General features: G+C 65.1%; 4 protein-coding genes. 3 read left to right on the top strand and 1 reads right to left on the bottom strand.

Translation table 11 applies throughout. The features are described 5' to 3' along the window. Positions 1-154: 154 nt before the first annotated feature. Complete coding sequence (locus I6F38_RS42645; RefSeq protein WP_225164608.1) at positions 155-1030, bottom strand: SDR family oxidoreductase; 876 nt, start codon at positions 1028-1030, stop codon at positions 155-157. A 100-nt stretch (positions 1031-1130) separates the two neighbouring features. On the opposite strand from I6F38_RS42645, the gene I6F38_RS42650 reads away from it, so the two are divergent. The 3 genes from I6F38_RS42650 (at position 1131) to ppc (ending at position 6731) form a co-directional block, all read left to right on the top strand. Further along, entirely contained in the window at positions 1131-1940 is an 810-nt protein-coding gene (locus I6F38_RS42650) for a crotonase/enoyl-CoA hydratase family protein (RefSeq protein ID WP_225164609.1), read from the top strand. Positions 1941-2079: 139 nt separating this feature from the next. Continuing rightward, positions 2080-3627 (top strand): acyl-CoA synthetase, encoded by a 1548-nt coding sequence (locus I6F38_RS42655; RefSeq protein ID WP_225164610.1) that lies wholly within the window; start codon positions 2080-2082, stop codon positions 3625-3627. 296 nt (positions 3628-3923) lie between these two features. Continuing rightward, complete coding sequence (gene ppc / locus I6F38_RS42660) at positions 3924-6731, top strand: phosphoenolpyruvate carboxylase (RefSeq protein ID WP_225164611.1); 2808 nt, start codon at positions 3924-3926, stop codon at positions 6729-6731. Positions 6732-6966 lie beyond the last annotated feature (235 nt).

A 6966-nucleotide genomic window follows, 5' to 3' on the forward strand; every position in this document is an offset into this window, starting at 1 on the left:
TCGCGACGCCTTCATCGCCAGGTTCGTCCACGACTACAACCGGACTCGCCTCAAATGCCTCGGCTACCAGGCCCCGATCCAGGCCGTTGCTAAACTCACGGGACTGAACACTTTCGCAGGGACGACAGTAGTGATTGAGGAGCAAGCGCGGGCCTCAGCCCCGCGCCGCGCGATCCTTCTCGTTCTGCGCCTTGATCGACTCGCGCGCCTTGGTCCAGTCGTCGTCGCTCCAGTCGCGGAGCTGATAGAAATTGCCGCCCATCGCCAGCGCCTGCGCGCCGTCCATGGCGATGGTCTCGCCGTTGATCCAGTCGCAGCCGCCGGAGATCAGGAACACCGCGAGGTTCTGCAATTCCTCCATGGTGCCGACGCGGCCCATCGGGTTCATCGCCTTGGTGCGCGCGCCGGCCTCGTCGCCGGGCTTGATGCGCTTGCTCATGCCTTCGGTCGGGATCTCGCCGGGCGCGATGGTGTTGAGGCGGATGCCGTGACGGCCCCATTCGATCGCAAGCGACATGGTCATGGCGTGGATCGCCGACTTGCTCATCGCCGACGGCACCACATAGGGCGAGCCGTTGCGCACCCAGGTCACGGTGATCGACACCACGTTGCCGCGATGGCCGCCGGCGATCCAGCGCCGGCCCACCGCGTGCGTCACGTAGAAGGTGCCGTGCATCACGGTGTTGGCGACCGCATCGAAGCCGCGCGGCGAGAGCTCTTCCGAACGCGAGATGAAATTGCCGGCGGCGTTGTTGATGAGGTCGGTGAGCGGGCCGCTGGTGGTCCAGATCGCCTCGATCATCTCGTCGACCGCCATGGCGTTGCGGATATCGACGCCGTGGCTGACCACGCGCCCGCCATGCTCGGCCATCAGCTCGGTGGCGGTTTCGTCGCAGACGCTCTTGCGGCGGCCGCAGATATGCACCTCCGCGCCGAGCTGCAGGAACCGCGAGGCCATGGACTTGCCGAGGCCGGTGCCACCACCGGTTACCAGTATGCGCCGCCCGGCAAGAAGCTGATCAGAGAACATCGTTTCCTCCACGGGGGTTGTCAGTTAATTGGTCGATTGACTAAAAGCGGACAACGGCCTTTCTGTAAAGCGCCAACAAGGAACAGCGGAGGAGATTTCAATGGAAGATCGCGTTTCGATATCGATTTCGGACGGTATCGCCGATGTCCGCCTGGTGCGGGCGGACAAGATGAACGCGCTCGACGCCGCGATGTTCGAGGCATTGGTGGCCGCAACCGACCGGCTTTCCAGGGAAAAAGCCGTTCGGGTGGTGGTGCTGTCCGGCGAGGGCCGGGCGTTCTGCGCCGGGCTCGACATGGGTCGTTTCGCCGCCATGAAGGACGGCGGTAACGGAGTGCCGGGCGGCGAGAAGCGCGATCTCACCATCCGCACCCACGGCAAGGCCAATTTCCCGCAGCAGGCGGTCTGGGGCTGGCGCCAGCTTCCGGTGCCCGTGATCGCAGCGGTTCACGGTGTCGCGTTCGGCGGCGGCTTCCAGCTGGCGCTCGGCGCCGACATGCGCTTCCTCTCGCAGGATGCACGGATGTCGATCATGGAAATCAAATGGGGTCTTGTGCCCGACATGGCGGGCACGCCGATTCTGGCGAGCCTCGTGCGCGACGACATCCTGCGCGAGCTCACCTATACCGGCCGCATCTTCTCGGCGCAGGAGGCCCAAAGTTACGGCCTTGCCACCCGCGTCTGCGACGACCCGCGCGCCGCGGCGCTCGAAGTCGCGCGCGAGATCGCCGGCAAGAGCCCGGATGCGATCCGTGCCGCCAAGCGCATGCTCAACAATCTGTCGGTCGACCCGGCGGCCGCGCTGCTCGCGGAATCGGTCGAGCAGCAGAAATTGCTCGGCAGCCCGAACCAGACCGAATCCGTGCGCGCCAATCTGGAGAAGCGCGCGCCAAGGTTTGTGGATGCGTGACGATGTATAGCCGTCATGGCCGGGCTTGTCCCGGCCATCCACGTCTTTGTTGCGGCGGTAAAGACGTGGATCACCGGGACAAGCCCGGTGATGACGAAGGCAACGAGGCCGCTGACGAATAACGAAGAACAACACAGAAATGAGCGAAACGTCCCAGCCCTTCCTCGGCATCGTCAGCGGCGATCGACGGCGCGATCACGCTGCGGTGGCCGAGCGCGCCGACCGTATTGCCAGCGGCCTCAACGAGCTCGGCGTCAAGCCGGGCGACAGCGTCTGCATGCTGATGCGCAACGACATCGCCTTCATCGAGGCTGCCTATGCCGCGATGCGGCTCGGCGCCTATGGCGTGCCGATCAACTGGCACTTCAAGCCGGAGGAGATCAACTATGTGCTGACGGATTCCGGCACGCGGGTCCTGATCGGTCATGCCGACATATTGCATCCGCTGCGCGGTGCGATCCCACCCGGCGTCATCGTGCTCAGCGTGCCGACGCCGCCGGAAATCCTCGCCAACTACAAGATCAATCCCGATCATCTGGCGACACCGGATTTCGCGATCAATTTCGAAGCCTGGCTCGCGCAATTCCCGCGCTATGACGGCCCGGTGGTGCCGCAGCCGCAGAACATGATCTACACCTCGGGTACCACAGGCCATCCGAAGGGCGTGCGCCGCTTTGCGCCGACGCCGGAGCAGACTGCCAATGCGGAAGCAATGCGCGCGATGATCTACGGCCTGAAGCCCGGTGCACGTGCGATCCTGCCGGGACCGCTCTACCATTCCGCGCCGAATTCCTTCGGCTTGCGCTCGGGCAAGCTCGGCGGCGCGCTGGTGCTGATGCCGCGCTTCGACGCGGAGGAGTTTCTGCAGTTGATCGCGCGCGAGCGGATCGACACCATCTTCATGGTGCCGACGATGTTCATCCGCCTGATGAAGCTGCCAGAGGAGGTGCGCCGGAAGTACGACATGTCGTCGCTGCGCCATATCATCCATGCCGCCGCGCCCTGTCCGCCCGATGTCAAGCGCGCCATGATCGAATGGTGGGGGCCGGTGATCTACGAGTTCTACGGCTCGACCGAGTCAGGCGCGGTGACCTTCGCCAATTCCGAGGACGCGCTGAAGAAGCCCGGCACGGTCGGAAAGATCTCGCCCGGTGCCGAGCTTCGCTTCATTGGCGACGACGGCAAGGAGGTGCCGCAGGGCCAGATCGGCGAGATCTATTCGCGGATCAAGGGCAATCCCGATTTCACCTATCACAACAAGGCCGAGAAGCGCGCCGAGATCGACCGGCAGGGATTCATCACCTCGGGCGACGTCGGCTATATCGATGCCGACGGCTACGTCTTCATCTGCGATCGCAAGCGCGACATGGTGATCTCGGGCGGCGTCAACATCTATCCGGCCGAGATCGAGGCGGTGCTGCATGCCGTCCCCGGCGTGCACGACTGCGCGGTGTTCGGCATTCCCGATGCCGAGTTCGGCGAGGCGCTGATGGCGGTGGTCGAGCCGCAGCCAGGCGTCGTGCTCGACATCGCCTCCGTCCGCGCCCAGCTGAAGACCGCGCTCGCCGATTACAAGGTGCCCAAGCACATCGAGATCCAGACCAACCTGCCGCGCGAGGATTCCGGAAAGATCTTCAAGCGCCGGCTGCGCGATCCCTATTGGGAGCGGGCGGGGCGGAGGATCTAGCCCGTCGTCCCGGGCAAGCCAACGGGTCGGCGCGAAGCGCCGCCTGATGACAGGCTCCGCGCGACCGGGGACCCATAACCACCAATCTCCGTGTTGCGCGCTGCAGTGGCCCCAGCTTGCTTCGACCGCAGCCGCCGGTGGTGATGGGTCCCAGCTTTGGCCGGGACGACATTGGTGTGTGTGCACCGCCACCAAGTTCATCTTGCGCTGCGGCAAAAAAAGCGCACACTCGGGAGGAGCCGGGCAGCCTCCGGAGTAGCCAAGCCATGTCTCCCCAGGTAATGCCTCCCCAGGTAATGCCTCCCCAGACCATGCCGTCCGAGACGGAAATCCGCGCCAAGCGTGCCGCGGAGGCCAGCCTTCTGGAAGCGGCTGCGCAGGAGGAGGATGCGCGGCTCCGGAACGACATCCGCCTGCTGGGGCGCGTTCTCGGCGATACCGTGCGCGACCAGGAAGGGGCCGACGTATTCGACCTGGTCGAGCGCATCCGCCAGACCTCGGTTCGCTTCCATCGCGACGAGGACAAGCTGGCGCGGCGGGAACTGGAGGGCATCCTCGACGGCATGTCGATTGCCGAGACGCTACAGATCGTCCGCGCCTTCAGCTATTTCTCCCACCTCGCCAACATCGCCGAGGACCAGAACAACATCCGCCAGATGCGCAGCCGCGGCCCGAGCGGGGCGCCGCGGCCGAGCACGCTGGAACAGACGCTGGTGCATGCCCGTCAGGCCGGCATCAGCCCGGCCGACCTGCGCAGCTTCTTCAAGAGTGCACTGGTCAGCCCGGTATTGACCGCGCATCCGACCGAGGTCCGCCGCAAGAGCACGATGGATCGCGAGATGGAAATCGCCGATCTGCTCGACCGCCGCGAGCGGCTGCAGATGACGCCGGACGAGAGCGAGGCCAGCGACGAGCAGCTGCGCCGCGCCGTGGTGACGCTGTGGCAGACCAATCTGCTGCGCCGGACCAAATTGACCGTGCTCGACGAGGTCGCCAACGGCCTGTCGTTCTACGACTACACCTTCCTGCAGGAGGTGCCGCGGCTGCATTGCGCGCTGGAGGACCGCCTGAACAAGGAGGGCGGTGAGGCCGGCGAACTCGCTTCCTTCCTCAGGATGGGAAGCTGGATCGGCGGCGATCGCGACGGCAATCCCTTCGTCACCGCGGAGGTGATGCGCGGCACGCTGCGCCTGCAGTCGAGCCAGGCACTCAACTTCTACCTCGAGGAGCTGCATGCGCTTGGCGCCGAATTGTCGCTGGCGGCGCATCTCGCCGACGTCTCGGACGAGCTGCGGAGCCTCGCCGAGCGTTCGCCCGACACCTCACCGCATCGCAGCGGCGAGCCGTATCGGCTGGCCGTATCGGGCATCTATGCGAGGCTTGCGGCGACGGCCTCTCGGCTCGAGGTCGAGACCACGCGGCCGCCGGTCGGCAAGGCCGAGCCCTATGCGCGCGCCAGGGAATTCCAGGCCGATCTCGACGTGCTCAACCGCTCGCTGATCGCGAACAATTCCAGCGTGATCGCGCGCGGCCGGCTGCGGCTGTTGCGGCGGGCGGTGGATTGCTTCGGCTTCCATCTGGCGCGGCTCGACATCCGCCAGAACTCGGCGGTGCACGAGCGCACCATCGCCGAACTGTTCGACACCGCCAATCCTGGGATGTCCTATCTGGCGCTCGGCGAGGACGCCCGCGTCAGCCTGCTGCTCGGCGAGCTGCGCAATGCGCGGCCGCTGGCCTCGCCCTTCGTGAAATATTCCGAGGAGACCCAGAGCGAGCTCGCCGTGTTCCGAGCCGCGGCCGAGGCGCACGCCAGGTTCGGGCCGGAGGTGATCTCTCAATGCATCATCTCGATGTGCCAGGGCATGTCCGACATGCTCGAGGTCGCGGTGCTGCTGAAGGAGGTCGGGCTCGTCAATCCGTCCGGCCGCAGCGCCGTCAACATCGTGCCGCTGTTCGAAACCATTGAGGATCTGCAGGCCTCCAGCGGCATCATGGACCGCATGCTGGTGCTGCACGATTATCGCAAGCTGGTCGACAGTCTCGGCAGCGTGCAGGAGGTGATGCTCGGCTATTCCGACAGCAACAAGGATGGCGGCTTCGTCACCTCGGGTTGGGAGCTCTACAAGGCCGAGATCGGCCTCGTCGAGGTGTTCGAGCGCCACGGCGTGCGGCTGCGCCTGTTCCACGGCCGCGGCGGTTCGGTTGGCCGCGGCGGCGGCCCGAGCTATGACGCGATCATCGCGCAGCCCGGCGGCGCCGTGAACGGCCAGATCCGCATCACGGAGCAGGGCGAGATCATCTCGTCGAAATATTCCAATGCCGAGGTCGGCCGCAGCAATCTGGAGATCCTCGCCGCTGCAACGCTGGAAACCAGCCTGCTGCAGCCGCGGCAGAGCGCGCCGCGCCCCGAATATCTCAAGGCGATGGAGGAGATTTCCGCGCTCGCCTTCAAGGCCTATCGCGGCCTCGTCTATGAGACCGAAGGCTTCGCCGATTATTTCTGGGGCTCGACCGTCATCAACGAGATCGCGACGCTGAACATCGGCAGCCGCCCGGCCTCGCGCAAGAAGACCCGCGAGATCGAGGACCTGCGCGCCATTCCGTGGGTGTTCTCCTGGGCGCAATGCCGGCTGATGCTGCCGGGATGGTATGGTTTCGGCAGCGCGGTCGAGAGCTGGATATCAGAGCATCCGGAGCAGGGCATGGCGTTCCTGCAGGAGCTCTATCGGGAATGGCCGTTCTTCCGCACGCTGCTCTCCAACATGGATATGGTGCTGGCGAAGAGCTCGATCGCGATCGCCTCGCGCTATGCTGAACTGGTGCCTGACGTCGCGTTGCGCGAGAAGATTTTCGGCCAGATCCGCCGCGAATGGCACCTGTCGATCGAGACGCTGCTCGACATCATGGGGCATGACCGGCTGCTGCAGGGCAACCCGCTGCTGGAGCGCGGCATCCGCAACCGCTTCCCTTACATGGATCCGCTCAATCACGTGCAGGTCGAGCTGCTCAAAGAGTATCGCGCGCAGAACCCGGACGAGCAGGTGCTGCGCGGGATTCAGATCACGATCAACGGGATCTCGGCGGGGCTGCGGAATAGCGGCTAGCTACGCTGTCGTCCCGGCGAAGGCCGGGACCCATAACCACGACCGGAGTGTCGTGAACGATGTGGGCCCCAGCCTTCTTCAACAACCAACTGCAGTGGTAATGGGTCCCCTGAGTTCACAAACGAAGTGCAACACTTCCTTGAGGAGGTGTTGCCATGGGGCGGACTTACAAGCAGCTCTCTCTGGACGACCGATGCGAGATTGCCTGCCTATCGGCCAATGGCAGCTCGGTCCG

This window comes from Bradyrhizobium sp. BRP56, assembly GCF_020194035.1.
In the GTDB taxonomy this organism is placed as follows: Bacteria; Pseudomonadota; Alphaproteobacteria; order Rhizobiales; family Xanthobacteraceae; genus Bradyrhizobium; species Bradyrhizobium australafricanum.

What these genes read in the sequence shown, in the direction of transcription:
- ppc (WP_225164611.1), top strand. Translation starts at nt 3,924, where the DNA reads ATGCCTCCCCAGACCATGCCGTCCGAGACGGAAATCCGCGCCAAGCGT.
- I6F38_RS42645 (WP_225164608.1), bottom strand. Translation starts at nt 1,030, where the DNA reads ATGTTCTCTGATCAGCTTCTTGCCGGGCGGCGCATACTGGTAACCGGT.
- I6F38_RS42650 (WP_225164609.1), top strand. Translation starts at nt 1,131, where the DNA reads ATGGAAGATCGCGTTTCGATATCGATTTCGGACGGTATCGCCGATGTC.
- I6F38_RS42655 (WP_225164610.1), top strand. Translation starts at nt 2,080, where the DNA reads ATGAGCGAAACGTCCCAGCCCTTCCTCGGCATCGTCAGCGGCGATCGA.